The sequence below is a fragment of the Pseudoalteromonas sp. S1608 genome (assembly GCF_005887265.1).
GTDB classification, from domain to species: Bacteria; Pseudomonadota; Gammaproteobacteria; order Enterobacterales; family Alteromonadaceae; genus Pseudoalteromonas; species Pseudoalteromonas undina.
In genome coordinates this window covers 20,690-44,652 of record NZ_PNDK01000039.1, presented here as the reverse complement: position 1 = coordinate 44,652, position 23,963 = coordinate 20,690, and the positions used below count along the sequence as shown (strand labels likewise).

25 protein-coding genes are annotated in these 23,963 nt (G+C 41.0%); 14 read left to right on the top strand and 11 right to left on the bottom strand.

Translation table 11 applies throughout. The features are described 5' to 3' along the window. Positions 1-127 precede the first annotated feature (127 nt). The 4 genes from CWB75_RS14865 (at position 128) to CWB75_RS14850 (ending at position 5,278) form a co-directional block, all read left to right on the top strand. Entirely contained in the window at positions 128-2,416 is a 2,289-nt protein-coding gene (locus CWB75_RS14865) for a penicillin acylase family protein (protein ID WP_138571069.1), read from the top strand. A 75-nt stretch (positions 2,417-2,491) separates the two neighbouring features. Continuing rightward, a complete protein-coding gene (locus CWB75_RS14860; RefSeq protein WP_138571068.1) occupies positions 2,492-3,340 on the top strand; it encodes an MBL fold metallo-hydrolase in 849 nt (282 codons plus the stop codon). 88 nt (positions 3,341-3,428) lie between these two features. Further along, positions 3,429-4,961 carry a bifunctional GNAT family N-acetyltransferase/carbon-nitrogen hydrolase family protein gene (locus CWB75_RS14855; RefSeq protein WP_010392609.1) on the top strand — a complete coding sequence of 511 codons (1,533 nt, stop codon included), beginning with the start codon at positions 3,429-3,431 and terminating at the stop codon, positions 4,959-4,961. Then, the gene (locus CWB75_RS14850) at positions 4,961-5,278 is read left to right on the top strand and encodes a DMT family transporter (protein WP_010392612.1); all 318 of its coding nucleotides are present in this window, start codon (positions 4,961-4,963) and stop codon (positions 5,276-5,278) included. Before CWB75_RS14855 ends, CWB75_RS14850 begins: the two co-directional genes overlap by 1 nt. 40 nt (positions 5,279-5,318) lie before the next feature. Here CWB75_RS14850 and CWB75_RS14845 read toward each other — a convergent pair whose 3' ends face one another. After that, complete coding sequence (locus tag CWB75_RS14845; RefSeq protein WP_138571067.1) at positions 5,319-6,200, bottom strand: DMT family transporter; 882 nt, start codon at positions 6,198-6,200, stop codon at positions 5,319-5,321. A gap of 242 nt (positions 6,201-6,442) precedes the next feature. Here CWB75_RS14845 and CWB75_RS14840 point away from each other — a divergent pair, with 242 nt between their 5' ends. Next, the gene (locus tag CWB75_RS14840; RefSeq protein WP_138571066.1) at positions 6,443-6,826 is read left to right on the top strand and encodes an MAPEG family protein; all 384 of its coding nucleotides are present in this window, start codon (positions 6,443-6,445) and stop codon (positions 6,824-6,826) included. Positions 6,827-6,900: 74 nt separating this feature from the next. Here the strand turns inward: CWB75_RS14840 and CWB75_RS14835 are convergent, their stop codons facing one another. From CWB75_RS14835 to CWB75_RS14825, 3 genes are all read right to left on the bottom strand, one after another. Beyond that, positions 6,901-8,112, bottom strand: coding sequence for a M56 family metallopeptidase (locus tag CWB75_RS14835; RefSeq protein ID WP_138571065.1), 1,212 nt, complete (start codon positions 8,110-8,112; stop codon positions 6,901-6,903). Positions 8,113-8,121: 9 nt separating this feature from the next. After that, on the bottom strand, positions 8,122-8,496 hold the full coding sequence (locus CWB75_RS14830; protein WP_138571064.1) for a BlaI/MecI/CopY family transcriptional regulator: 375 nt from the start codon (positions 8,494-8,496) through the stop codon (positions 8,122-8,124). 111 nt (positions 8,497-8,607) lie between these two features. Next, positions 8,608-9,297, bottom strand: a complete 690-nt coding sequence (locus tag CWB75_RS14825) for a pseudouridine synthase (protein WP_138571063.1) — start codon at positions 9,295-9,297, stop codon at positions 8,608-8,610. 91 nt (positions 9,298-9,388) lie between these two features. Between CWB75_RS14825 and CWB75_RS14820 the strand changes: the two genes are divergently transcribed. After that, positions 9,389-9,694, top strand: a complete 306-nt coding sequence (locus CWB75_RS14820; protein ID WP_138571062.1) for a DUF6482 family protein — start codon at positions 9,389-9,391, stop codon at positions 9,692-9,694. Positions 9,695-9,735: 41 nt separating this feature from the next. Continuing rightward, a complete protein-coding gene (locus tag CWB75_RS14815; RefSeq protein ID WP_138571061.1) occupies positions 9,736-10,155 on the top strand; it encodes a GNAT family N-acetyltransferase in 420 nt (139 codons plus the stop codon). A 14-nt stretch (positions 10,156-10,169) separates the two neighbouring features. Here CWB75_RS14815 and CWB75_RS14810 read toward each other — a convergent pair whose 3' ends face one another. The 7 genes from CWB75_RS14810 to lptM form a co-directional block, all read right to left on the bottom strand. Then, positions 10,170-10,529 (bottom strand): HopJ type III effector protein, encoded by a 360-nt coding sequence (locus CWB75_RS14810; protein WP_010392629.1) that lies wholly within the window; start codon positions 10,527-10,529, stop codon positions 10,170-10,172. A 74-nt stretch (positions 10,530-10,603) separates the two neighbouring features. Then, positions 10,604-11,308, bottom strand: a complete 705-nt coding sequence (locus CWB75_RS14805) for an HAD-IA family hydrolase (RefSeq protein ID WP_138571060.1) — start codon at positions 11,306-11,308, stop codon at positions 10,604-10,606. A 10-nt stretch (positions 11,309-11,318) separates the two neighbouring features. After that, positions 11,319-12,263 carry a tyrosine recombinase XerC gene (locus CWB75_RS14800; protein WP_054202879.1) on the bottom strand — a complete coding sequence of 315 codons (945 nt, stop codon included), beginning with the start codon at positions 12,261-12,263 and terminating at the stop codon, positions 11,319-11,321. After that, the gene (locus CWB75_RS14795) at positions 12,260-12,871 is read right to left on the bottom strand and encodes a DUF484 family protein (RefSeq protein ID WP_010392634.1); all 612 of its coding nucleotides are present in this window, start codon (positions 12,869-12,871) and stop codon (positions 12,260-12,262) included. The genes CWB75_RS14800 and CWB75_RS14795 overlap by 4 nt, the downstream gene beginning before the upstream one ends. Continuing rightward, positions 12,868-13,698, bottom strand: coding sequence for a diaminopimelate epimerase (gene dapF / locus CWB75_RS14790; protein WP_008109029.1), 831 nt, complete (start codon positions 13,696-13,698; stop codon positions 12,868-12,870). The genes CWB75_RS14795 and dapF overlap by 4 nt, the downstream gene beginning before the upstream one ends. Before the next feature lie 64 nt (positions 13,699-13,762). Then, positions 13,763-15,016, bottom strand: a complete 1,254-nt coding sequence (gene lysA, locus CWB75_RS14785) for a diaminopimelate decarboxylase (RefSeq protein WP_054202878.1) — start codon at positions 15,014-15,016, stop codon at positions 13,763-13,765. Next, the gene (gene lptM, locus CWB75_RS14780; protein ID WP_010392638.1) at positions 15,017-15,196 is read right to left on the bottom strand and encodes an LPS translocon maturation chaperone LptM; all 180 of its coding nucleotides are present in this window, start codon (positions 15,194-15,196) and stop codon (positions 15,017-15,019) included. Between the two features lie 148 nt (positions 15,197-15,344). Between lptM and cyaY the strand changes: the two genes are divergently transcribed. From cyaY to CWB75_RS14745, 7 genes are read left to right on the top strand one after another with little or no spacing between them, the layout of a single operon-like run. Beyond that, positions 15,345-15,668 carry an iron donor protein CyaY gene (gene cyaY, locus CWB75_RS14775; RefSeq protein WP_008109036.1) on the top strand — a complete coding sequence of 108 codons (324 nt, stop codon included), beginning with the start codon at positions 15,345-15,347 and terminating at the stop codon, positions 15,666-15,668. Continuing rightward, entirely contained in the window at positions 15,665-16,321 is a 657-nt protein-coding gene (locus CWB75_RS14770) for an alpha/beta hydrolase (RefSeq protein WP_008109038.1), read from the top strand. Before cyaY ends, CWB75_RS14770 begins: the two co-directional genes overlap by 4 nt. 23 nt (positions 16,322-16,344) lie before the next feature. Beyond that, a complete protein-coding gene (locus CWB75_RS14765) occupies positions 16,345-17,250 on the top strand; it encodes a DUF2914 domain-containing protein (protein ID WP_138571059.1) in 906 nt (301 codons plus the stop codon). A gap of 59 nt (positions 17,251-17,309) precedes the next feature. Further along, complete coding sequence (gene hemC / locus CWB75_RS14760) at positions 17,310-18,248, top strand: hydroxymethylbilane synthase (protein ID WP_138571058.1); 939 nt, start codon at positions 17,310-17,312, stop codon at positions 18,246-18,248. After that, positions 18,248-20,086 carry a uroporphyrinogen-III synthase gene (locus CWB75_RS14755; RefSeq protein ID WP_138571057.1) on the top strand — a complete coding sequence of 613 codons (1,839 nt, stop codon included), beginning with the start codon at positions 18,248-18,250 and terminating at the stop codon, positions 20,084-20,086. Before hemC ends, CWB75_RS14755 begins: the two co-directional genes overlap by 1 nt. Beyond that, positions 20,083-21,189, top strand: a complete 1,107-nt coding sequence (locus CWB75_RS14750) for a heme biosynthesis HemY N-terminal domain-containing protein (protein ID WP_010392648.1) — start codon at positions 20,083-20,085, stop codon at positions 21,187-21,189. Before CWB75_RS14755 ends, CWB75_RS14750 begins: the two co-directional genes overlap by 4 nt. 46 nt (positions 21,190-21,235) lie before the next feature. Beyond that, complete coding sequence (locus tag CWB75_RS14745) at positions 21,236-23,902, top strand: ATP-binding protein (protein ID WP_138571056.1); 2,667 nt, start codon at positions 21,236-21,238, stop codon at positions 23,900-23,902. Positions 23,903-23,963 lie beyond the last annotated feature (61 nt).

Below are 23,963 nucleotides of genomic sequence, written 5' to 3'. Positions count from 1 at the left end.
TGAACTGTGTATTATCGTGGATTTTGATGTTTATTTCACCCTTTACCCGCTTTTCGTAGCGTTTTTAATAGAACGATTATGAATATATGCTAATAATAGTTTATTGAAAAAGTTGAAGGGTATGTTTATGTTTAAAGTAATCAAACGGTTGCTATTAATTGTTGTGATTTTAGCGCTTGGGGGGACTGCTATTGTATACGGCGTGTTGACCTTAAGTTTACCTACCCTTGATGGTAAAGGCCGAAGCGATGCGGTGACACAGCCTGTTAAAGTTGCTCGAGATACGCTTGGCCAAGCTGTTATTACTGCAGCAACTCGCCACGATGCTGCCTATGGCTTAGGTTATGCTCACGGGCAAGATCGCTTTTTTCAAATGGATTTACTTAGACGTAATGCCGCAGGTGAGCTCAGTGAGCTATTTGGTAAAGCCGCGCTTGCTCTTGATAAAAAAATGCGCTTTCATCAATTACGCAAACGCAGCCAAGCGATTTTAAAAACTCTCCCTGAAGCCGATAAGCAACTACTAAAAAGCTATGCACAAGGGGTAAACGAAGGACTTGCGCAAGTAGGGTACCCAAGTTTTGAATACCTACTTACAGGAGCTGAGCAACAACCATGGCAAAGCGAAGATAGTCTGTTAGTTATTTTTAGCATGTATTTAGATTTACAAACCGCTACCTTTAAGCGCGACCAAGCTTTAATTCAAATACAGCAGCAATACGGTGCAAAAATGGTTGAATTTTTAACCCAACCAAGCCAATACCAAGCAGCATTAGATGGCAGTGTTTTAACACCTTATTCTCAAACTATACCTCAGTTACCAACGCAGCCATTAGCGGCGATTAAAAGCATTACTGCTAATTTAGAAGTAGGCAGTAATAACTGGGCAGTGACCGCAGATTTAACTAATACTCAAGCTGCGATGCTTTCAGATGATATGCACTTATCAATGGCGGTGCCGGTTATTTGGTATCGAGCGCAGCTTAATTACACTCATCATAATCAAGCTTATCAGGTAACCGGTGTTTCGTTACCAGGAGCGCCAGCCATTGTGGTTGGCAGTAATAATAAAATTGCATGGGGATTTACTAATGGCTATATAGATACAGCCGACTGGATTGCATTAACTGATAGCAGTAAAACATGGCAAGTAAATGAAGTGATTGCCTTGGATAATGGCAGCGTAGAAACCTATCCATTAACGCTAAGTGAGTATGGCCCTGTTAAATACATTAACAATCAGCCTTATGCCTTAAGTTGGGCTGCGCATCAGCCGTATGCCGTTGATATGCAATTGTTACAGCTTGAGCAGGCTGAAACAGTGGATGATGCCCTTAATATTGCAAGTAGCGTGGGTATTCCGGTACAAAACTTAATGGTGGTAGATAGTCAAGGCAGTGCAGCTTGGAAACACATGGGCGGTATTCCTGCACGAACAGTACCCAGTGAGTTAGCCATTAATGAAAATGAATATGCAGCAACTTGGCAGCAAAATGAAGTTATCCGCCCGTTTGTTAAAAACCCTGAGAGTGGGCGCTTATGGACAGGGAATTCGCGAGTGGTCTCTGCTGAGGATAATGCACGTTTTGGTAATGGCGGCTATGCCCTAGGTGCTCGTGCGACGCAAATACGCGATCGGTTGTTTGAAAAACAGCAGTTTAACGAAGGCGACTTTTACCAATTACAGTTAGACAATCAAGCGCGTTTTTTAACTCCTTGGCATAGCTTATTACTTGAGCAGTTAAAACAGCAGCCAGAACACAATGCAGATTATATCAATGCACTGGATAACTGGCAGCAATGCGCCTGCTCAACCTCCGTTGGTTATACTTTAGTTAAGACGTATCGTGATGAACTAATAAATATTTTATTTAGTAGTATTGAAGCCAGTCTCAATCAGCAGGATGGTACATTAAGTTATGTAAAACGCGATTTAGAGCCCGCTGTTTGGCAGTTAATAAAAGCGCAGCCAGCAAGTTGGGTTAACCCGCAATTTACGAATTGGGAGCAGCAATTACAGGCAGCTTTTGAGCAAACTCTCGCGCAGTTAACAGCAAAGTTTGGTAATAACATGCAAAACTGGCAATGGGGTAAAGTAAACGAATTAGCGATTGAACACCCATTTGCTAAACAAATACCTCTATTGAGTAAGCTACTAAATATGCCTACCGCTCCAGGGTTTGGTGATAGCTATATGCCTGCCGTACAAAAAACCAGTTTTGGCGCATCGCAGCGATTTATTGCCCAACCTGGACATTTAGAAAGTGCCATTTTAACAGTGCCTGGAGGGCAATCAGGGCACCCGCTTTCTGAGTTTTATCGAGCCGGTTTTGATGAATATGTAGAAGGAAAGCACACCCCATTGTTACCGCAAACATTCATGCATCAAATTGAAATAGTGCCTATCAACGACTAGCTTTGGATGCAGAGTGAGCTAAATAAGTTGCTATCACGTTTTATAACCATGATTATTAATTATAGGGTTACAACAATGAAAAAATTACTACCGGCATTAATAACGACTTTACTACTAAGCAACTACGCGGCGGCGGATGACAACCCAGTTACAGCTAAGCAACTGAGCGAGCATGTGTACGTTCTATACGGACAAGGTGGCAACATTGCAGCCAGCGTAGGGGATGATGGCATATATATCATTGATGATCAGTTTGCCAAACTCTCGGACGATATTAAAAAAACCATTAGCGACTTAAAGCCAGGCAGTGCAGAGTTTGTAATTAACACTCATCATCATGGCGATCACACCGGTGGTAACGAAAACTTTGCTAAAGCCGGAGCCCATGTTATTGCCCACAATAATGTACATAAACGCCTAAAAGAAAAACATGGCGAAGGGTCTGATTACCTACCACGAATTAGTTTTGGTGATGATTTAACACTGCACTTTAATAATGAGCAAGCGCATGTTGTGCATTATCAACATGCCCATACAGATGGCGATGCGGTGATTTTTTTCAATAATGATAATATTGTGCACATGGGCGATATTTACTTTAACTTTGGCAGCCTACCGTTTGTTGATGTAGACAGTGGGGGTAGCGTTGATGGTGTTTTAGCGGCGATTGATGATGTGATTAATCAGATTGATGATAAAACCCAAGTTATTCCTGGTCATGGCCCGCTAAGTGACCGTTCAGGACTGATCACGTATCGTAAGCTGGTGCAAAAAGCGAAAGATGTTATGCTAAAAGCAATGCAAAATGACGCTAGTTTAGAGCAGGTACTTAAAGCAGATCCATTGTCAGAACTTGGCCTTGAATATGCTAATTGGTTACCTAAAGAGCGGGTAACCACACTTTTTTATCGCAGTTTAAAGTAGCGCAAAGCGCGAATAAAAACGCATAAACCTAATAAAGCTGAGCATGTGTTCAGCTTTTTTGATTCTTACATGCCCCAAGGAGTTGCGTATGTCGGCAGAAAAAACCCATCTTGAAATTTGTAACTTAACCCGAGAACAATACCCACAAATTAAAACCTTGATGGACGAAGCTTACCCCGACCTAGGCGGAGCATGGCCAAGCCATACTATTTTTAGACTCATCGATCAGTTCCCTGAAGGGCAAATCGGTATTGTGGATGACGGCGTGCTGGTGGGTTTAGCGCTGAGTGTACAGGTAGATTATGCGCGTTTTTCAAACCCGCATACCTATGAAGATATTGCCGATGGCCACGACCGAGTATTTAGCGACACCACAGGGGATGCTTTATACGGTTTGGATGTTGCTATTAGTGAACAATACCGTGGCATGCGTTTAGGACGCCGTTTATATGATGCGCGAAAAGAATTGTGCCGTCAGTATAATTTACGCGCTATTTTAGCGGGTGGCCGTATTCCGCGTTATTACAATCACAGCAGTGAAATGACCCCGATGGAATACATTGCTAAGGTCGATCAAAAAGAGCTGTATGACCCCATACTCAGTTTTCAATTAGCCAATGACTTTCAGGTTAAACGATTATTAAAAAAATACTTACCTGAAGATCAGGAGTCGGTCGGTTATGCCACATTACTTGAGTGGAATAACATTATGTATGAGCCAACCGACACCGTTATTGAGTCAACTAAATCAATCGTGCGCGTAGGAGCTGTGCAATGGCAAATGCGCTGTGTTGAATCGGTTGAAGAAATGCTTAAGCAAGTTGAATACTTTGTTGATACGGTATCTGATTACAAAAGCGATTTCATTTTATTCCCTGAGTTTTTTAATGCGCCACTGATGGGATTAACCGAGCAAAGTAATCAAACCGAGGCAATTCGGTATTTAGCCGAATACACAGAGACCTTTAAAAACGCCATGTCGCGTATGGCGATAGAATACAACGCCAACATTATTACTGGCTCAATGCCGCTTGCCGAAGACGATAAAATATATAACGTTAGTTATTTATGTCATCGCAGCGGTAAAATAGACGAGCAACGTAAAATTCATATTACCCCGCATGAACAAAATGACTGGGTGATCCAAGGCGGTGATAAAATTGCTGTATTCGATACAGATGCAGGCCGTGTAGGTATTCAAATTTGTTATGATGTCGAATTTCCTGAGTTGTCACGTATTTTGGCCACCCAAGGTTTGGATATTTTATTTGTGCCATTTTGGACTGACACTAAAAATAGTTACTTGCGTGTACGCCATTGTGCCCAAGCACGTGCCATTGAAAACGAATGTTATGTGGTTATTGCAGGCTCTGTGGGTAACTTACCTGAAGTAGAAAGCTTAGATGTGCAGTTTTCACAGTCGGCGGTACTAACCCCATCGGACTTTTCATTTCCGCACGATGCCACACTAAATGAAGCCACCACCAATACAGAAATGTTATTATTTAGCGACTTAGATATGGATAAGTTAAAAATTCTTCACAGTGAAGGGACAGTGCGTAACTTAAAAGACCGTCGTCACGATTTGTATGAAGTGATATTGAAAAAGAGAGATATTTAATGGCGTGGATGTATTTAATTATTGCTGGGTTACTTGAGATTGGCTGGCCTATAGGGTTAAAAATTTCTCAAACCCCTGAAACTCGTTGGCAGGGCATCGCGATTGCCATTGCGTTTATGGTCGCGAGCGGCTTTATGTTGTGGTTGGCGCAAAAGCAAATATCTATGGGCACGTCGTACGCAGTATGGACGGGTATTGGTGCTGCTGGTACGTTTTTAGTGGGTATATTATTTTACGGTGATGCCGCCACGTTTGGTCGTATTGCTGGTGTGTTAATGATTATTTGTGGTGTCATCACCTTAAAAATTAGTCATTAATTGTTAGATTAAACAAGCGCAGGTTGATACCTGCGCTTTTTTAGCTGCTCGGCAGCATTACCAATATCGCAGCCACTGCAATCAATAATAGCCCAGCGCTATCTTGGCGTTTTAGCGGTTGTTTTAACCATAAAACAGCAATCAATATCGTAAAAAATACTTCTATCTGGCCGAGCGTTTTTACATAGGCAACATGTTGCAAGCTCATTGCGCTAAACCAACCTATTGATCCCAAGCAACTAAATATACTCACCGTACAAGTCATGCCCTTATGCTGAAACATAGTTTTAAATGTATCGCGTTCCTTTAAGGCAATATAAATACACAGCATCAGTGTTTGTAAACTAATAACAAGCAATAAAACCCATGCAGGCGCATACGGAAAAGCTATACCTGAGCTTAAACTGGCTTCTCTGATCCATGACGATGACAACGCAAACGAAGTGCCGCAGGCAAGTCCTGTTAATGCTGTTTTTAAGCTAAAGTGTTTCACATTGGCGATACCACTTAATAGCAATACCGCAATTGCACCAATAAACACGCCAAACCAACCAAGTAATGAAAGCGTTGAGCCAAAAAACAGTAACCCGAGTATGGCCGCCATAAGCGCTTCACTTTTAGCTAGGCCGGCGCCTACAGCAAAATTATTCATTTTAAATAATTTAACCATGAGTCCCGTGGCAATAATTTGCACTATGCTGGCACCAATAATGTAGCTAATAAATAAAGGGTTGAATGAAGGAAAGGGAGCATCTTGGTAATAATAAAGCGCATATAAATACAGCCCAGCAATAGGGCTTGCCACAATAAAGCGGGCTAATGTAACGCCAGCAATGCTCACATGAGTGCTTAATTTACTTTGCAGAGCATTGCGCCATGACTGCATAAATGCAGCAAAAATAGTCAGTAAAATCCAAATCATCTTAAACAACATACAATAAACGGAGGAGTAATTTAGCAGTACTGTGACATGAAAGCGACCATCAAAAAGGCATAATGAATATTCATCACCTGCGACAATTTGCCACAGTGACGCACTGCTTAAATCGGCTATAGTGTCTGGGATGTTACTGCTAGCCGCCAGAGCTCAGGTTATTCATATTTGGCGGCTTTTTTCTTTTTGCTGTGTTATTTTGAGTTATAAATAATAACTTGAGAATGATAATGACGACTTTATTGGTTTGCGCCTTAATTGCAGTGATCATGCCTTATGTTGCAAGGATCCCAGCTATTATAGAAATGAATAAGCTCGGTGGTTACGATAATAAACATCCGCGCCAGCAACAAACGCAACTTACAGGGCTCGGAGCAAGGGCGTTGGCCGCACATCAAAATTGTTTTGAGTCGCTAGCGGTATTTGCCGTTGCTTTGGCTGTGGTGTTAGGCACCAATAATGTTAATGCCGTAACCGAAACTTTAGCGATGACGCATATTGTAGCGCGTATTTTATTTTGTGTTTTTTATTACTTAAACCTCGATATTATTCGATCGTTCACTTGGCTGGTGGGAATAGGGACCGCTATTGGCATGATCGCCGTCAGTTTATAACGAGAATAAGCAAAAACCACAAAGCAAGCAGCCTAAAAGGGTGCTTGCTTTATAGTCTTAAACACTTATTCCCATTAATGCGATATGTTAACTCGCTCTATTAAATCACTTTTTGTAACTGTACTGTTGAGTGCAAAATCAAGTTGTATTAGTACGTTCTGTTGTCCCATTGATGAAGGCGTATATTGCCATTGCATCAGTGCTCTTTTTGCTTCTTTGTTAAAGACTGCTTCTGGTTCAGCTTTTACAACAGTAATGTTAGCTGTTTTTCCTGCTGGGGTTATGTCGTATTTTAATACCACTGAACCGCTAATGCCTTGTTCCGCCGCTTGTTTTGGGTAAAGCGGTTCGATTCGCATTACGGGAGCGATAGATGTTTCTTTTTTAGCTGATGCTTCAGGTTGCTTTGCTACAGCTAAGCCACTGAGCAAGCTTGCTGCTATAAGTAACACGCTTCCTTTTGCTAGGCGCGAATGTGCGCCATTATGTTTGATATTAGTAAGTCGTTGTAACATGGTTTTTTTATCTCCGTAGTGTGAATAAGCCATCAGACCCGCTGGTGCATTGGCAGCGCAGTTTACTAAGGCTTTGCTGTATAAAATCTGTTGCTGTGTGGTTTTATTACTTAGTACCCGTTCATCACAAGTTAGCTCTTGTAAGCGCCTACAGCTTGCGTATGCCATCCAAGCTAAAGGGTTAAACCACATTAAAATTGTAGCCAGTAATAGCAGCGCATTTGTTAGGTTATCTTTGCGTTTTATATGCACATTTTCGTGCTCTAAAATAAGCGCCAATGTAGCTTTATCAAACAGAGTATTGTAGTTGTGTGGTAAAACTAGCTTGCTATTTAGTACCCCAATTACCATAGGTGTTGCAACTTGATGGCTAGTAAAGGTTTTTACCCCTGAGCTTATTTCTGCTTGTAAATTTGTTACTTCACAAAGCTGTAGGTTGCTTACAAATCGGCGGTGAATAATCCAAGTGGCGAATAAAAGCAGCGCCGTAATAACTACATAAAATAGCGCCCAGTTAATACTAATAGTGCTTATTAATGGTTGATTAGGAGTAATGATATAATGACTAATAGGACTGTTTTGTAATGGCCTAATTGCATTGGGTAAATTAGCGATAAGCAGCGAGGCTGGTATTAACCACACTAATTTATAAATAAGCTGCGAACCAATTGCTTTTAAGCCAAAGCGCTCAAGTAAAACAAATCCTGCAAACAACAGACTCAATAATAGCTGTTGCTCTATTAGCCAATTAAAGCTTGTTTGAATAACCATGAGAATCCCTTACTTTTGGTTTTTTTCCCAGTCATCTATGACTTTTTTAAGCTCGTTTATATCTTGTTGAGAGAGTTTTTCTGATTTTGCAAAACCACTTACCAACGGAGCTATGCGGCCACTAAATAAACGCTCAATAAAGTTCTGGCTTTCTTTTTGGGTGTAATCAGCACGATTTATACAGGGGGTGTAAATATATTGGCGGCCTTCTTTTTCGAAGCTAAGCGCTCCTTTTTTAACTAATCGACCTAGTAAGGTTTTAATGGTTTTTTCGTGCCATTGTTTATCATCACTCAAGCGCTCAATAATTTGGCTGGCATTAGCGGGGTAGCTAATCCATAGCGCATCGAGTACTTCAAATTCTGCTTTTGATAATTCGATCATTTTATTGCCTACAAGTGTAATCTTTAATTTAAAACTACACTTGTAATCTATTTTTGCAAGTTTATTTTATATTTTTTAATCGCATTAAAGTGAGGGGGTAGCGTGAGCTTGTTAGCCTAAAATGTCGCTTTTATTAATTTTTATAAACTGGTTTTCAGGTAAATTTAAATAATCTAACAGTAATTCACTTATTTGTACGCGGTATAAATCAATCACTTTGTAACCACAGTAATGCGCCATTTTACGAATTTGTCGATTAAGTCCTTGTTTTAAAATAATACTAAACTGATTGTCAGTGATTTTAGTCACCTCACACGGCAAGGTCATTTGCTTGTCGACAGGGACGCCTGCAGCCATTTTTTCGTAAAAATCCGCATCTAAAGCTTTATTGACGGTTACTAAATAGCGCTTAGGCTGATGAAAGTCAGGGTGGATCAACTGATTACAAAAATCTCCATCATTGGTTAAAATAAGCAATCCGCGTGAGTCTTTATCAAGGCGACCAATAGGGTACACCCGTGTAAGTTGCGGCAAATGATGAATAAGGCTGCTTGGGTCGTGCTGATTGAGTTTACAATCAATTCCTACAGGTTTGTGATAAGCAAAGTAGACTAAATCGGCAGGGCCTTTAATGGCTTGACCATTAACAATGACACTGTCGTTTTCGTCCACATGATCAATATGATTTGCGGGGCGATTATTAACCATGACCACACCTTCATCAATCAAACGCGAGGCCTGCTTGCGTGAGCAAACACCGGCATGCGCTATGTACTTTGCGAGTCGAATTTTTGTATCCATGATAGCGCGTAATTAAAAAAATCTGATCGCGATTATAGCAAAGCTGCGTATTGATTACTTGGACAGTTAATTTAACAGTAGGTAGGTTAATATGGGTATTCAATTTTCAGAACTAAAAAAGCATCAGCCATTACAAAAAGTGGTGGTTCATTCACTGGAAATGGCCTTGTATCAAGTGTCTGTTGTCATTAATAATGTTGAATACTATGTACAAGAAAGCGATGGTGAATTTGTAAAGGCAGTCAGCCCATTACATATTCAAAAACGCTTTGAAGACATTGCCTACGTGCAAATGATGCTCAGGCATACCAGCGCTTATGATGAAATGTGTGGTCAACCGGAAAAAATTTCTAGCAATATGCTTGAAGTTCCCTTTGGACAAAATAACCTGTTTTAACATCAGGTATTTGCTAAAATAGGTCTATTTGGAATAGCCCAATGTACCTATTGCAGGCAGAAAATACTGAGCAATTAAACCAAGCACTGCGTGTTAATATACTTGAGTTTAATGCTCAACACTTCGACGCAGAGCGCCAAGCTCTCGGCTTTAAATATCTCGATAAACAGAATGAATTAGTTGCCGGTATAAGTGGTCATATATTTGGCAATTGGCTGCTAATAAGTTGGTTGTGGTGTGCTGAATCGGCACGAGGCAATGGCTTGGCTGATTCGTTATTAACATCACTTGAAAATGCAGCAATTGAAATGGGTGCCGTTCAGGCTCAGCTTGACACCTTAGACTTTCAAGCCAAGCCTTTCTATGAAAAGCGAGGTTATCAGGTTAAATATCAATTAAATAATTATCCGCTCAGCGGTACGCGCTACTTTATGGAAAAGCCGCTGGTAGCGGCTAAATAATGCTGATTTGAATATTACTCTTTTGTGGTTAAAGGCGTGCCATCAAAGCTAATGCCTAAAAACGGTGTTGCCTCTGGCGCTAACATAAACGTACGAATATTCATGTGATCATCGGCACTTGGGTTGTCTAGTACATCTTCACGGTAAAATTTACCAAAACAATCTAAGGTATTTTGTTTACTAAGACCGTTGAGCTTAGCAAATGCAAAAATTTTGCACGAACCGTTATTTTCACTCGCAGAGCTTAATAACCCATGGTTACTGAAGCTGCATGCTGTAAAAGTATAGTGCTCATCAATAACGGCCATAGTATCAGCAAAGCTAATACTTTTTGGCTCATCTGCGAGCGTTGTTAAATAATCTGTGAGCGTCATACGCTGTCCTTGTTATTATAATATGTCGTTAATTAACTAACTCTAACTTATATTATTAGTAAAACAAGCATAGGTTATATTAAATGGGTTAACGCATGAATGTTGGTTATTTCAATATCAGCCAACCCTTTGTAGGCATAAGTTTGTGCTTGATTATTCAGCCATACAGACTGACAGCCAGCGTTGTTAGCACCTTGCACATCGCTATCAAGGCTATCACCTATGTGCAAAATATCGCTGTTTTTGATACGTAAATGTGTTGCGGCTTGATCAAATAATGTTGTGTGTGGTTTAGCTTTACCATGCAAGCCTGCTTGTAACACCAGTTCAAACTTATCTTTTAAATTAAATCGATCAACCTCGACATTACCGTTAGTAATGGCAATCAATTTGTAGTGTTGACTTAGTTTATCAAGCAATATTAGTACGTCTTCACTCACCGTAATATTGCTTCGCTCATCAGCAAATGCATGATACGCCTTATTTGCATGATGCTCTATTTCATCACCTTTAAAACCTAATTCAGACAACACTAAGTGCAAGGTATGCTTACGCCATTGTGTGACGTCATCAATCAGTTCTGGCTGCTGTAGTGCCGCGAGTTTACGGCATTGTTGCCAAAACTCTGGTCCTTGTTTTTTATAGCCTGGTAGCGCATTTAAATAATCAATTTGCGCCTGAACGGCTGCGGTTATGATAGGGCGGTTATCGTACAAGGTGTCGTCTAAGTCAAAACTCAGCACAGAAAAAGGAGAAATTGCGCGATTAAATCGGATCATGGTTGCTGCTCTAATCGGTTCTTTTTTTAGCACGTGGGTGGGTGTTATCGTACACCTTAGCTAAGTGCTGAAAATCTAAATGAGTATAGACTTGGGTTGCAGATAAACTACTGTGGCCTAATAATTCTTGCACTGCTCGTAAATCCCCAGACGACTCTAAAATATGCGACGCAAATGAGTGGCGTAATTTATGCGGATGAACTTGCGAGCTAATACCTTGCTTTATCCCCCACTCTTGCATACGCAGACGAACTTGGCGTACAGAAATACGGCTTTTTTTGCTACTCAAAAATATTGCATGTTCATCTGAGCCCATAAATAGTGGGCGAACTGCTAGCCAATTGTTTAACGCCTCAAGTGCTTTAGAGCCAACCGGTATTAGGCGTTCTTTTGCGCCTTTGCCCCGCACTAATATTTCACCGCTACGAGTGTTTATATCTTGCATGTTAGCGCCAACTAACTCACTAATGCGTAAGCCTGATGAATACATCAGTTCCATCATCGCTTTATCACGAATGGCAAGTGGATCATCATCGGGTATTTCGAGTAAACGAGCCATTTGGTCAACATCAAGGTTTTTAGGTAAAGGCCGCGCAAATTTAGGGCCTTTTATGCCCTGTGCCGGATTATGGTAATGCGCTTGCTCAGTAATATTTTTTGCTTTTAAAAATTTATACAAACTACGTATGCAGCTTAATTTTAAGCTGATTGTTCTGCCACTTAATTGTTTTGCCCGCAGTGCCATACTGTAACGACGAATATGCTCACTTTGTACCGCAAACCAATTGTCGCACAGTTTATTAAAATACAAGGCGGCAAAACCTAATTGGCTGACATACTGATTAACGGTGTGCGCTGAATATTGACGTTCAAATTTTAAGTAATCACTAAATAATGTAATGGGTGTACGCCAGCTATCGCTTAAGTCGCTTATATTTGGCGCGTTATCGCTCATGCCAGTTCCAGTAACCGTATTTGCAATGAGCGCACAAAATCTAATACAAATAAGTTATCTTGTGAGGGCTCAAAGTGGTTTTCATCGTGGCTGCCAAAAGCCAAAATTGCGTAGGGGTTACTCGGCTCACCAATTAAATAAAGTGCGGTCGATTGGGTATCATTGTTGAAGAGTAAGTCGCGTTCTTGCTGATTTACACGGCCTAAATAATGATTACTATCTGACAGTCTATGCTTTACTAACTCTTCAAAGGCATTATCGTATCTAACGAGTTTGCATTCATTAATAGTCGGGCTCATACAAATAATATTGCGTAAGTTACTGGCCAGTGTATTAAAGTCGTAATTACTCCACAGCTGTCGGTGACATTGGCTAAATAAACGATAAACCAGTTCATTCTGGGTCGCATTTTTGCTCATGCTGTCTATTTGATTTTTTAGCTGTGTATTGTGCTCGCGTAATTGGCGCTGCTGAATATGCACTAATGAAGTAGCACCCTGTACTTGCTGTTGTAACTCAAGTTGCGCTAACAGCTTAGGTTGCTCAATTAAAAAATCAGGATGCTGTTGTAAGTAATCTATTACTTGCTGTTTAGTTAATTCACTCATAGTGCAACTTGCCCATCAAATACATGTTCAGCGGGACCTGTCATACGCACTGGATGGCCCTCGCCACTCCAGCGCACTTGTAAGCTACCGCCGGGTAAATCAACTTGTACTGTACTGGTGAGCTTATTTTGGATAAAACCAATCACCATGGCAGCACACGCGCCGGTACCGCAAGCAAGTGTTTCGCTTACACCACGCTCCCATACTCTGAGTTTAATGTGCTCTTGAGAGATAACCTGCATAAAGCCAATGTTCGCGCGTTGTGGAAAACGCTCATGGTTTTCAAGCAACGGGCCTAGGGTATCCACTTGGGCTGTTTCTATATCGTCTACTTCCATTACGCAATGAGGGTTACCCATAGATACGGCACCACTAAAAACGGTATGCTCTTCTGCGCGAATAATATAAGTCAGCTCACGTTTGGTTGCTTTGAGTGGAATTTTATTTGGCTCAAAATTAGGGTGACCCATATTAACGGTTACTTGACCGTCTTTTTCAATATACAGGGTGAGATTACCAGACTTAGTCGACACGCTGATTTTATGTTTATTGGTTAAGCCTTTCATGCGTACAAAGCGGGCAAAGCAGCGCGCACCGTTACCACATTGTTCTACTTCGTGGCCGTCAGCGTTAAAAATACGATAGTGAAAATCGAGATCGGGTGAGTAAGGGGCTTCAACCATCAGTAGTTGATCAAACCCAATGCCGAAATGGCGATCGGCCAGCTTTTTGATTTGATCACGGGATAAAAAAACGTTTTGTGTAATGTTATCAATCACAACAAAGTCGTTACCTAAGCCGTGCATTTTGGAAAAATTAACTAACATAGCGCTCTAATTCGGTTTTGCTCTGTGCTAATCATGCCACAGAGCAGCTAGTTGGCAAAAACGTTTATGGTAAAACTTTCTCACCTTGGTATAAGCTTTCGATAGTTTCGCGTTCGCGAATAAGGTGATGTTGCTCACCATCGACCATTATTTCGGCAACTCGTGGACGTGAGTTATAATTTGAGCTCATGGTAAAACCATAGGCTCCAGCGCTTCGCTGTACTAACAAATCACCTTGTTTGAGTGCCAGTGGTCGGTCTTTACCTAAAAAGTCACCGGTTTCACACACCGGGCCAACCACGTCATAGTTGTGGGTAGGTGTTTCGTCATCACGCACTGATACAGGAATAATTTTTTGCCATGCTTGATACAGTGATGGGCGTAACATGTCGTTCATACCCGCATCTACAATCGCAAAATACTTGTCTTGGTTTTGTTTAATAAACTCAACTTGTGTTACTAAAATCCCCGCGTTTGCGGCAATGGCTCGCCCGGGCTCAAAAATCAGTTCTAGGTGACGGTAATTTGCAAGGCGCTGGGTTACTTGTGCTGCATATTCACTTGGGTGTGGAGGTTGTTCGTCGTCGTAGGTTACTCCAAGGCCTCCACCTATATCTAAATGGCTTAGCTCAATACCTGCATTTTTTAATTCATCAATTAATGCCAGTAGTTTATCAAGCGCCTCTAAAAACGGTTTGGTTTGTGTAAGCTGTGAGCCAATATGGCAATCTACGCCAACAATCGTTAAGCCAGGTAATGATGCCGCATGTTGATACACACTTAATGCAGACTCGATTCCAATACCAAACTTATTTTCTTTAAGTCCAGTAGAAATATACGGATGTGTTTTGGCATCAATATCGGGATTAACACGAATAGAAATTGGCGCGTCTAAATTAAGCTCGCAGGCCACTTCTGAAATGCGCTCAAGCTCTGAAATTGACTCAACATTAAAACATTTAATGCCTAACTCTAACGCATAAGCAATTTCGTCAGCCGTTTTAGCAACCCCAGAAAATACCACTTTGTTAGCAGCGCCTCCGGCTTTTATCACCCGTGCTAATTCGCCTTTTGAGACAATATCAAAACCCGCTCCAAGTCGTGCCAATATGTTTAACACCGCAATATTTGAATTTGCTTTAACGGCATAACACACTAGGCTTTTGTGATCTTGAGTCGCATTAGCAAACGCTAAATAATGGCGTTCAAACGTGGCTCTGGAATACACATAACACGGCGTACCATAGTGCTGTGCAATGGTTGCTACGCTGACATCTTCAGCAAATAGTTGGTTGTTTTTATAATTAAAAAAATCCATTTACTGCTCCTGTTGTTGTTCGGCGGGTGTTTGTTTGTTAGGAATGTCAGTTGGCTGGTTTTGTTCAGCAGGCTGCTCGGGTAAGTACAGCGGGCCGCTTTGGCCACAGCCAGCTAATGCACACAACAATACGGTGCTGATTAATAGTTGTTTTAATTGTAAGGTATATGTCGCTTTCATTAGATTAATACGGTTGCTGGCTTTATAATCGCAGAGTAACAGAATATCTAAAAAATGCAGCTATTCGCGGATGATTTTATTCCTGTTACACTAGCTCTATAAACATGCACCCATTATTTAGGCGCCTCGCCTGCAAAGGAAATTAACGATGACTGATCACGAATATCACCAGTTAGCAGAAGCTCTTATGTTCACTATTGAAGAACAAGTTGATGATTGTGAAGCAGATTTAGATTATGAATCTGCTCAAGGTATTTTAGAAATTATTTTTCCAGATCGCAGTAAGATTGTGATTAATAAGCAAGCACCTTTGCACCAAGTATGGGTAGCAACAAAATTTAATGGTCACCATTTTGAAATGCGTGATGGGCAATGGATTGATAACCGCTCGGGTGCAGAGTTTTGGAGCTTCATTAACGAAGCGTCTACACGCCAAGCGGGTCAAGAAATTAAATGGCAATCAACACTATGAGTTTAGGGTTTGTAGAATACCCAGCGCAAAGCGCCCATAAAGCCACGGTGATTTGGCTGCATGGCTTAGGTGATTCAGGTGATGGTTTTGCACCTGTTGCCCCGCAGCTCGACTTACCTACTGAGTTAGGAGTGCGTTTTATTTTTCCGCACGCGCCTATGCAGGCTGTTACAGTTAATGGCGGTATGCAAATGCGCTCATGGTACGACATTAAATCTATGGATTTAGATAAACGTGCCGATGAGCAAGGGGTTAGAGAATCAGCTGCAAAAGTTGAGCAACTCATTACACAAGAAATTGCTAACGGCATACCTGCCAGTAAAATTATTTTAGCGGGCTTTTCGCAAGGTGGTGTTGTATCGCTGCATTTAGCACCGCGTTTAGAACAAAAGCTGGCTGGTGTAATGGCGCTGTCAACCTACATGTGTGTGCCACATAAATTGGCAGATGAAGCAAAACAAACACAGTTAAATATATTTATGGCTCATGGTAGCCAAGATGACGTTGTACCGCATAGCGCGGGTAGAAGTGCGTTCGAAGTATTATCAACGCATAACATGGATGTAAGTTGGCAAGAATACCCAATGGGGCATCAGGTTTGTACACAAGAGTTACAAGCTGTGCGCCAATGGTTAATTTCTCGCTTAAGTTAGTTTAGGAGCCGCTGAGGGTCAAAATGAGTCAAAAAATAGTAATAACAGCAAATGTAAAACGTGAACCACAGGTAAGCGAACCTAACGTGAGCTATGAGTGGCACTGGCGTCGGATTGTGAGTATTTCTATGTTGGTGATTATGATCTCTGCAGCGGTTATTTATGGCCTGTCTAGCGCCGTGAATGCTGATCAAGGGACGTCGCATCCTAATGAGCAGCTTGATTTTACTGAGCAACAAACAGCAATTGTGTCGCTAAGCGATGATAATGCAGCACCAGTAGAGAGTGAAAAAGCCATAGATGCAGATGAGGAGCAGGTAAGCAGTGTTGCGATTGCAGACCCTAAAACCTTTTCCTCAGTTGAGCAAAAACCAGCTTCTATTACTGGACAGGTACCATCGGAGCCTGAAGTTCAAAAAAGTATTATTAAGCAAGAAGTAGAGCCAACGATCACTGCTGAGCCTGAAGAAGCAACCATTGCAGCAATAGACACTCAAGACCCTGAAGTTGAGACTGTTAGTGCAAAGCCAGTTGAGCAAAAGAAATTTGCTGCATCCGCACACATTGCTAGTGTAGCTGTGGGAGCCAAAATAGATACAGCCACAATTAGCCGTGCTGTGCTAACTCGAAGTGTCAGTAACCGTGAGCCAACCAATGTATTTGCCGCCGATGTGCGTTTGAATCAATTTGAAGAGTCGCTGTCATTTTTTAGTGAGCTTAAAAACTTACAGGGACAGCAGGTAAAACATGTGTGGTTATTCGAAGATGAAATAATGGCTGAAGTGGCACTTAAGGTCACTTCTCCGCGTTACAGAACGTACTCAACTAAAAATATTATGGATACTCAATTAGGGCATTGGCGCGTTGATGTAGTTGATGAAAACGGGCTGCTCATCGCTCAAAAAGAATTTAGAGTTTTAGCAAATTAAATAGCCTTAGATTGAACAAGTTTTAATTCTAAAAGCTAGTAATTATTAATGGATATTTTATGACTGAAAAAACAAAGTTAGTTCGCATTGCCACTCGTAAAAGTGCATTGGCACTCTGGCAGGCTGAATTTGTAAAAGCGCAGCTAGAGCATTTTCATGATGACGTGCATGTAGAGCTCGTGCCAATGTCGACTCAAGGTGACATTATTTTAGATACACCGCTAGCTAAAATTGGCGGCAAAGGTTTATTTGTAAAAGAACTAGAGCAAGCCATGCTAGATGGCCGTGCAGATATTGCAGTGCATTCAATGAAAGATGTGCCGGTAGAGTTTCCGGATGATTTAGAGTTACACACCATTTGTGAGCGTGAAGACCCGCGTGATGCATTTGTATCAAACAATTTTGCCAATATTGATGCGCTTCCACAAGGTGCTATTGTGGGGACTTCAAGTTTACGTCGTCAATGTCAAATTAGAGCGATGCGTCCGGATTTAGAAATTCGAGACTTACGCGGCAATGTTAATACACGTTTAGCTAAGCTTGATAGCGGCCAATATGATGCCATTATACTCGCAGCAGCAGGGCTAATTCGTTTAGAAATGGGCGAGCGTATTCGTGACTTTATTGAACCAGAAGTCTCTTTACCTGCTAATGGCCAAGGCGCTGTAGGCATTGAGTGTCGTATAGACGATACCGTGACGAAAGCATTGTTAGCGCCGCTTGAGCACAACGAAACACGTATTCGTGTTAACGCTGAGCGCGCAATGAACCGCCATTTAGAAGGGGGCTGCCAAGTGCCAATTGGTGCGTATGCATTGGTTGAGGGCGAGCAAGTACACTTACGCGGTTTGGTCGGTGCGATTGATGGCAGCGAAATTTTACGCGATGAAATTAGCGGTCACGTTGATGATGCTGAAAAGTTAGGTGTAGAGCTGGCTAAAAAATTATTAGCACAAGGCGCAGATAAAATTCTAGCTGACGTATATCGAGACGCATAATGAAACATATCTTGATAACTCGGCCCGAAGGAAAAGGCGCAGCCCTTGCAGAGCAACTTGAGCAAGCGGGTTATCAAGCGTCTTTATATCCAGTTTTAAAAATAACCTACTTAACGCCAACAAACGTTGAATTAAGCCCGCTGGTGAACGCTGACAAAATTATTTTTGTTTCACAGGATGCGGTGCATGCATTAAATGCACTTAAGCCTGCTATTAATACCAAAGCACAGTTTTATGGGGTTGGGCAACAAACAGCTGATACTATTTATGAAGTATTTGGTGTGCGTGCCGCACTACCAAAACAACATGACTCTGAGGGATTACTCGCGCTTAAGTCTTTGGCTGATGTTGATGGCAGTAATATTGTGTTGGTCAAAGGTATTGGCGGGCGACCTGAAATAGCAAAAACCTTGAAGCAACGTGGTGCTTATTTAAATAATTGTGTGGTGTATCAACGTGAGCCAGTAGAGCCTAGCTCAGCTAACTGGATAGACCACTGGCAAAGCCATAATGTACACGGTATAGTCATTACAAGTAATGCTGCAGTTGACGCCATATTTAATACTATCTCGGCGGCGCAACTAACATGGTTACAACAGTGCGAATTTTACGTTGCCAGTGAGCGCATAGGTACTTATTTACAGCAACAAAAAATAAATTCGACCCATATACATACTGCGGCAGGAGCTAGCGACCACGCTATGTTTACCTGCATTAATCAGCAAGGTAGCAAAATGAGTGAACAGTCAGCGACGTCAAAAGTAGAAAAATCAGCGCAGCCAACAGCAAAAAACCCCTCTAATACGACTAAAAGTGACTCTGTAAATGCGAATAACCAAACGCAGAGCGCTCCTCAAAAAGTAAGTAAAGTAGGTAGCGTTGCGTTAGTGATTTCCTTGCTTGTTGCCAGCGGTGTGGGTTATGAGTTTTATCAAAAGCTTAATGCCAGTAAAGTGCAAAGTTTAGCAGTTAATACGCTGACAGAACAAAATAAAATGCTACAACAAGAGCTGCAAGCGCTTAAATCTGAGCAGCTTAGTTTGCAGCAAGCGTTGCTTAATAGCGAAGAACAAATCGCTATGGCACTCAATGAAAACTCTGTAAAAAATCAACAAGCATTAAAAGCCGCGCTGCAAAAGGTGCAACAAAGTGGTAATACATTAAATCCACAAGAGGTCACCAGCTTGCAACGCATGGCTGAATTTAAACTGTGGGCAGAACAAGATTACTCAGGCACCAGTGCCGTGCTTAAACGTTTAGATTCATTGTTAAGTGATCATTCTGGTACGCTTGAGTTGCGTCAAGCAATTACACAAGACATACAAACACTCGACAGTATTAAACCCGTTGCGACAGAAGCGATTTATTTACAATTAAACAGCGTAATAAAGCGTATTGATGACTTGGTATTTAATGCGGTTAATTTGCCTGAAGAGGCGAGTATAAGTGATGAGAATGCACTCTCTGAAGATGTTAGTGATTGGCAACAAAACATTCTTAATAGTTGGAATAAAATAGTCGATAGCTTTATTACTATTCGCCATCATGAAGGCGTATTAATTGAGCCACTATTAACTGACCGAGAGCGTCATTTAATTACCCAGCGCATCAAGCTTAATATTACTCAGGCGCAAGACGCATTAATGGCTAAACAAGCTAGTATTTATTTTAACGCTTTGAATGATACAAAACGTTTGGTTAATGAATACTTTAAACAAGATGACGATGCAACAAAAGTGGTAATACAGACATTGGCCAATCTTGAAAAAGAATCGCTTAACTTTAACCCTGAAGTGACACTGCAAAGCACTCAACAAGTGAAGGAGTGGGCACAATGATAGGGCTGATTATTTTTATTGTCGCTATTGTGTTGGTGCTAGCGATTACCCCCTTTGTGCTAGATGAAAAAGGCTATGTGTTGATTTCATTTAACAATACCACCATAGAGGGCACAATTGTTTCGTTTTGTATTATGGCAGCACTGAGCGCAGCGGCTTTATATTTAACTTATAAGCTAGTGCGTTATTGTTTATCTATATACAGAAACACTAAGCATGGCTTTTTTGCGCGAAGCCAAGAGCGTAAACATGCGGCAATAGAGCAAGCATTGTGGAGCCTCATTAATGATGATTACGAGCAAGTAGAAAGTGCACTATCAAGCAATAGTGTGCCTGCTAAATTTGACGATATACGTTTAGCATTATTAGCAAAAGCCGCACTTGCAAATAATCAGCCAGATAAAGCGCTTGAGCGTTTATTTGAAATCAGCCCAGAGCAACAACTTAAAGTGGCTAAGTTATGGTTAGCTAGTGGCGACAGTAGTGTAATTGAGCCGCAAATACGGGTGGCTGCAGAATCTAAAAAAGCCACGGTACTTGATTTGAAGTTGTACACCGAAGTGTTAGTGCAACAACAGCATTTTAAATTGCTTGAAGACTTTTTACCGCGTTTATTACGCAAAAACGCCTTGAATGATACCCAGTGGCAGCAAGTGTTTTTAGCTTATTTTGCTGCGCAAGCAAGTGATGAGTTAACCGCTAAATATCAACATTTAGGTAAAAAGTTGCAGGCGCATGCGCACACGGCTTATTTAACCCAAATGGCCAAAACAGGGCAGCTAGCAAGCATCGAAAATGAGCTAATTAAATTACTCAAGCAAAAACAGCATGATGAGCTGGCTTATATTTTAAGTGAAACTGCACCAAGTAATGCTTATAAGCTGCAATCAAGTATTCAAGAGCGACTAAAAAAAGATGAGCATAATAATGCGTTACTATTAGCGTTAGCGTGTTTAGCCAATGCACAAGGTGATTACGACTTAGCAGCACGTGTTTTTGACAAAGCACTCAATAGCGAAAATAAAGCACAGTATCGACAACAAGCGATATTAAGTTATGAACACAGTGCACAATTAGATAAGGCACTTGTACTCTACCAATAATCAATTATAGTTATAAATCAATAATAAAAGCGCAGGAGCGACGGTTGTGAAAAATGTATTTACATTATCTTTTAGCCTCGCATGCGCTTATTTCTTTAGTGGTTATCTAAGTAACTTTTTATTCGCCGTTAACGGTTATGCGGTTGCCTCTTGGCCTCCGGCTGGTATTGCGCTGGCAAGCTTTTTACTATGGGGGCGTCGCGCTTATGCTGGCATTTTTGCCGGTGCGGTTTTTGTTAATTTAATTCACTTAGATAACTCCGCCGATATCTTAAATTGGCAAATATTAATCCAATCCCTCGGGGTTAGTTGCGCCATATTTTTTCAGGCTTGGCTTGGTGCATTCCTTATTACCAAAGTCATTAAAGCTCCCCTTAATTTATCTTCTTTAAAACTTAGTATTCAAAGCTTGGTGATTGGTGGGCCGCTATGTTGTGTCATAGCTGCTGGAGCAGGAACTAGTCTACTTGTTTTAAATCATTTTATTAGCACATCTGATGTCATCAGTACCTTTATTACTTGGTGGATAGGTGACTCAATTGGGGTGCTGATTTTTACCCCTTTAGTACTGGCCATATTTAACTATTCGCAGTTGCGTCATCGGCTACAAGTTATTTTACCTGCGTTACTTATTTACGCCATTATCAGTATTAGTTTTTATGGCGCGGCCAGTGTAAAAAAACAAAAAGACCTTCAAAAACAAGACGCCAAAGTACTGATGACGCAAAGTGCCATTAATCAGAAGTTAGATGAAGTGGCTGCTCATCTATCTTTGTTAGGTGCATTTTTAGCAAGTAGTGATCAAGTTAGCCTCGATGAGTTTAATCATTTCACCTCTAAGCAGTTGAGCTATAGTGAAGAGATTTTAGCGTTAAATTGGGTACCAATGATTACTGCCAAGTCTATTAATGATCCTGCTGAATGGGACAAAAGTATCGTTATAAAGCAAAGAATGGCGAATGGACAGTGGCAACAAGCACCCTTTAGCAATTCTTATTACCCCATAAAATACATTTATCCTATAAAGAACACGCAAGATTTGTTGGGCTTCGATTTGAGCTCTGATATAGATATTCGCGATGCCCTTAATAAAGCAAAAATTCTTAATGAGTTGGTACTGAGTAAACCATTTAAGTTAGCCCCTACAGATGATGAATTAAGCGTGCTTTTTATTTCTCCTGTATTTGGTGCTCCTGATATTGAAGGGGATTTCAAAGGATTTGTGATTGCACTCGTTAACTTAGCTAAGTTGTCGCAGGTACTTTCATTTGATAGTAGTGGCGAAGTCGCGATTAGCTTTACTGATATAAATAAAGTAGATAATAAACAGGCTCTTTATAGCGTTGAGCATGACTCAATGACGTTGCTAAAAGATTATCAGTTGTTAATTGGCCATCGGTTATGGCAGGTAGAAATATACCAACCTAAGACGGAGTCAACCTGGCTTATTTATTGGTTAGCACAGATAGTGGGAATGTTATTTGTTTGGCTATTGATTATGTTTTTAATTTCAGTGGTCGCCACCAATGTTCGTATACGCGAACAAGTGGCAAAGCAAACGCTGACTTTGCGTCAGGAAAAGCAAAAAGCCGATAAAGCCAGTGAGATAAAAAGTCAGTTTTTAGCCAATATGAGCCACGAAATTCGTACCCCAATTAATGGTATTAAAGGCATGCATTACTTAGCACTGCAACAGCGGGACTGGCCACTAGCAAAATCTTACATAGAGCAAGCTGATGGTGCGGTCAGCGTATTATTGAGAGTGCTTAATGATGTGCTCGATTTTTCAAAAATGGAGGCGGGTAAACTTGAGTTAGTGCAGGAACCTGTGGAGCTAAAGTCTCTAGCAAAAGAAGTTATGAGTTTAATGCAGTTTGAGGTCAGTAATAAGCCTTTGTCACTGCAAGTTGAGGTTGATCATGATGCTCCTTTAGTTGTTAATACCGATCCTATTCGTTTAAAGCAGGTGCTGCTGAACTTATTAAATAATGCCGTTAAGTTTACTGCTAAGGGCAGTGTCACATTAAAGATTTGGCAGTCAGCAAAAATGACTTATTTTAGTGTCAATGATACGGGGATTGGAATTAGTGAGGAGGCACAAAAACAGCTATTTAACCCATTCTCTCAGGCTGATAGTTCAACCTCACGCCAGTTTGGTGGCACAGGGCTTGGTTTAAGTATTTGTAAAAAATTAGTGGAGCTGATGGGAGGAGCAATTGATTTAAAAAGTAGTGAAGGTCACGGCTCTACTTTTACCTTTAGTTTACCGCTTCATTCTCCGTTACCTAAAGCACAATATTATTCAGGTAAGTTAGATAAAATAGATATAAGCAACCTATCACTGGCGAAGTATCGCTTACTACTCGTTGAAGATAACCCATTAAATCAACATGTGGCTACCGCTATTTTAGAAACCAAGCAGGGTGTTGTTGATATTGCTAATAACGGACTTGAAGCGATTAAAATGCTAAGCGATAAAAGATACGACTTAGTATTAATGGATATTCAAATGCCACAAATGGATGGCTTAAAGGCAACGAAAGTGATTCGTAATGAATTAGGGTTTTTAGATTTACCTATTATTGGCCTATCTGCTAATGCGCACGAAGAAGATGCTAAAAAAGCGATTAACGTGGGGATGGATAACTATATAACAAAACCGATTGATGCAGATGCACTGTTTAAAATGATTTGGTTTTATTTATCACGTTAACTCTTTTTATATAAAAAGCAGACATAAGACCTCCAAGCGCTATTTTAAGTATTCTACACTT

Excerpts from the sequence above, each read along its gene's own strand:
- CWB75_RS14805 (WP_138571060.1), bottom strand. The coding sequence starts at position 11,308 with ATGATCCGATTTAATCGCGCAATTTCTCCTTTTTCTGTGCTGAGTTTT.
- hemC (WP_138571058.1), top strand. The coding sequence starts at position 17,310 with ATGACTGAAAAAACAAAGTTAGTTCGCATTGCCACTCGTAAAAGTGCA.
- CWB75_RS14800 (WP_054202879.1), bottom strand. The coding sequence starts at position 12,263 with ATGAGCGATAACGCGCCAAATATAAGCGACTTAAGCGATAGCTGGCGT.
- CWB75_RS14835 (WP_138571065.1), bottom strand. The coding sequence starts at position 8,112 with ATGGTTATTCAAACAAGCTTTAATTGGCTAATAGAGCAACAGCTATTA.
- CWB75_RS14755 (WP_138571057.1), top strand. The coding sequence starts at position 18,248 with ATGAAACATATCTTGATAACTCGGCCCGAAGGAAAAGGCGCAGCCCTT.
- dapF (WP_008109029.1), bottom strand. The coding sequence starts at position 13,698 with ATGTTAGTTAATTTTTCCAAAATGCACGGCTTAGGTAACGACTTTGTT.
- CWB75_RS14830 (WP_138571064.1), bottom strand. The coding sequence starts at position 8,496 with ATGATCGAATTATCAAAAGCAGAATTTGAAGTACTCGATGCGCTATGG.
- lptM (WP_010392638.1), bottom strand. The coding sequence starts at position 15,196 with ATGAAAGCGACATATACCTTACAATTAAAACAACTATTAATCAGCACC.
- CWB75_RS14850 (WP_010392612.1), top strand. The coding sequence starts at position 4,961 with ATGGCGTGGATGTATTTAATTATTGCTGGGTTACTTGAGATTGGCTGG.
- CWB75_RS14865 (WP_138571069.1), top strand. The coding sequence starts at position 128 with ATGTTTAAAGTAATCAAACGGTTGCTATTAATTGTTGTGATTTTAGCG.
- CWB75_RS14770 (WP_008109038.1), top strand. The coding sequence starts at position 15,665 with ATGAGTTTAGGGTTTGTAGAATACCCAGCGCAAAGCGCCCATAAAGCC.
- CWB75_RS14860 (WP_138571068.1), top strand. The coding sequence starts at position 2,492 with ATGAAAAAATTACTACCGGCATTAATAACGACTTTACTACTAAGCAAC.
- CWB75_RS14825 (WP_138571063.1), bottom strand. The coding sequence starts at position 9,297 with ATGGATACAAAAATTCGACTCGCAAAGTACATAGCGCATGCCGGTGTT.
- CWB75_RS14765 (WP_138571059.1), top strand. The coding sequence starts at position 16,345 with ATGAGTCAAAAAATAGTAATAACAGCAAATGTAAAACGTGAACCACAG.
- CWB75_RS14810 (WP_010392629.1), bottom strand. The coding sequence starts at position 10,529 with ATGACGCTCACAGATTATTTAACAACGCTCGCAGATGAGCCAAAAAGT.
- lysA (WP_054202878.1), bottom strand. The coding sequence starts at position 15,016 with ATGGATTTTTTTAATTATAAAAACAACCAACTATTTGCTGAAGATGTC.
- CWB75_RS14820 (WP_138571062.1), top strand. The coding sequence starts at position 9,389 with ATGGGTATTCAATTTTCAGAACTAAAAAAGCATCAGCCATTACAAAAA.
- CWB75_RS14855 (WP_010392609.1), top strand. The coding sequence starts at position 3,429 with ATGTCGGCAGAAAAAACCCATCTTGAAATTTGTAACTTAACCCGAGAA.
- CWB75_RS14795 (WP_010392634.1), bottom strand. The coding sequence starts at position 12,871 with ATGAGTGAATTAACTAAACAGCAAGTAATAGATTACTTACAACAGCAT.
- CWB75_RS14845 (WP_138571067.1), bottom strand. The coding sequence starts at position 6,200 with ATGATTTGGATTTTACTGACTATTTTTGCTGCATTTATGCAGTCATGG.
- CWB75_RS14750 (WP_010392648.1), top strand. The coding sequence starts at position 20,083 with ATGATAGGGCTGATTATTTTTATTGTCGCTATTGTGTTGGTGCTAGCG.
- CWB75_RS14815 (WP_138571061.1), top strand. The coding sequence starts at position 9,736 with ATGTACCTATTGCAGGCAGAAAATACTGAGCAATTAAACCAAGCACTG.
- CWB75_RS14840 (WP_138571066.1), top strand. The coding sequence starts at position 6,443 with ATGACGACTTTATTGGTTTGCGCCTTAATTGCAGTGATCATGCCTTAT.
- cyaY (WP_008109036.1), top strand. The coding sequence starts at position 15,345 with ATGACTGATCACGAATATCACCAGTTAGCAGAAGCTCTTATGTTCACT.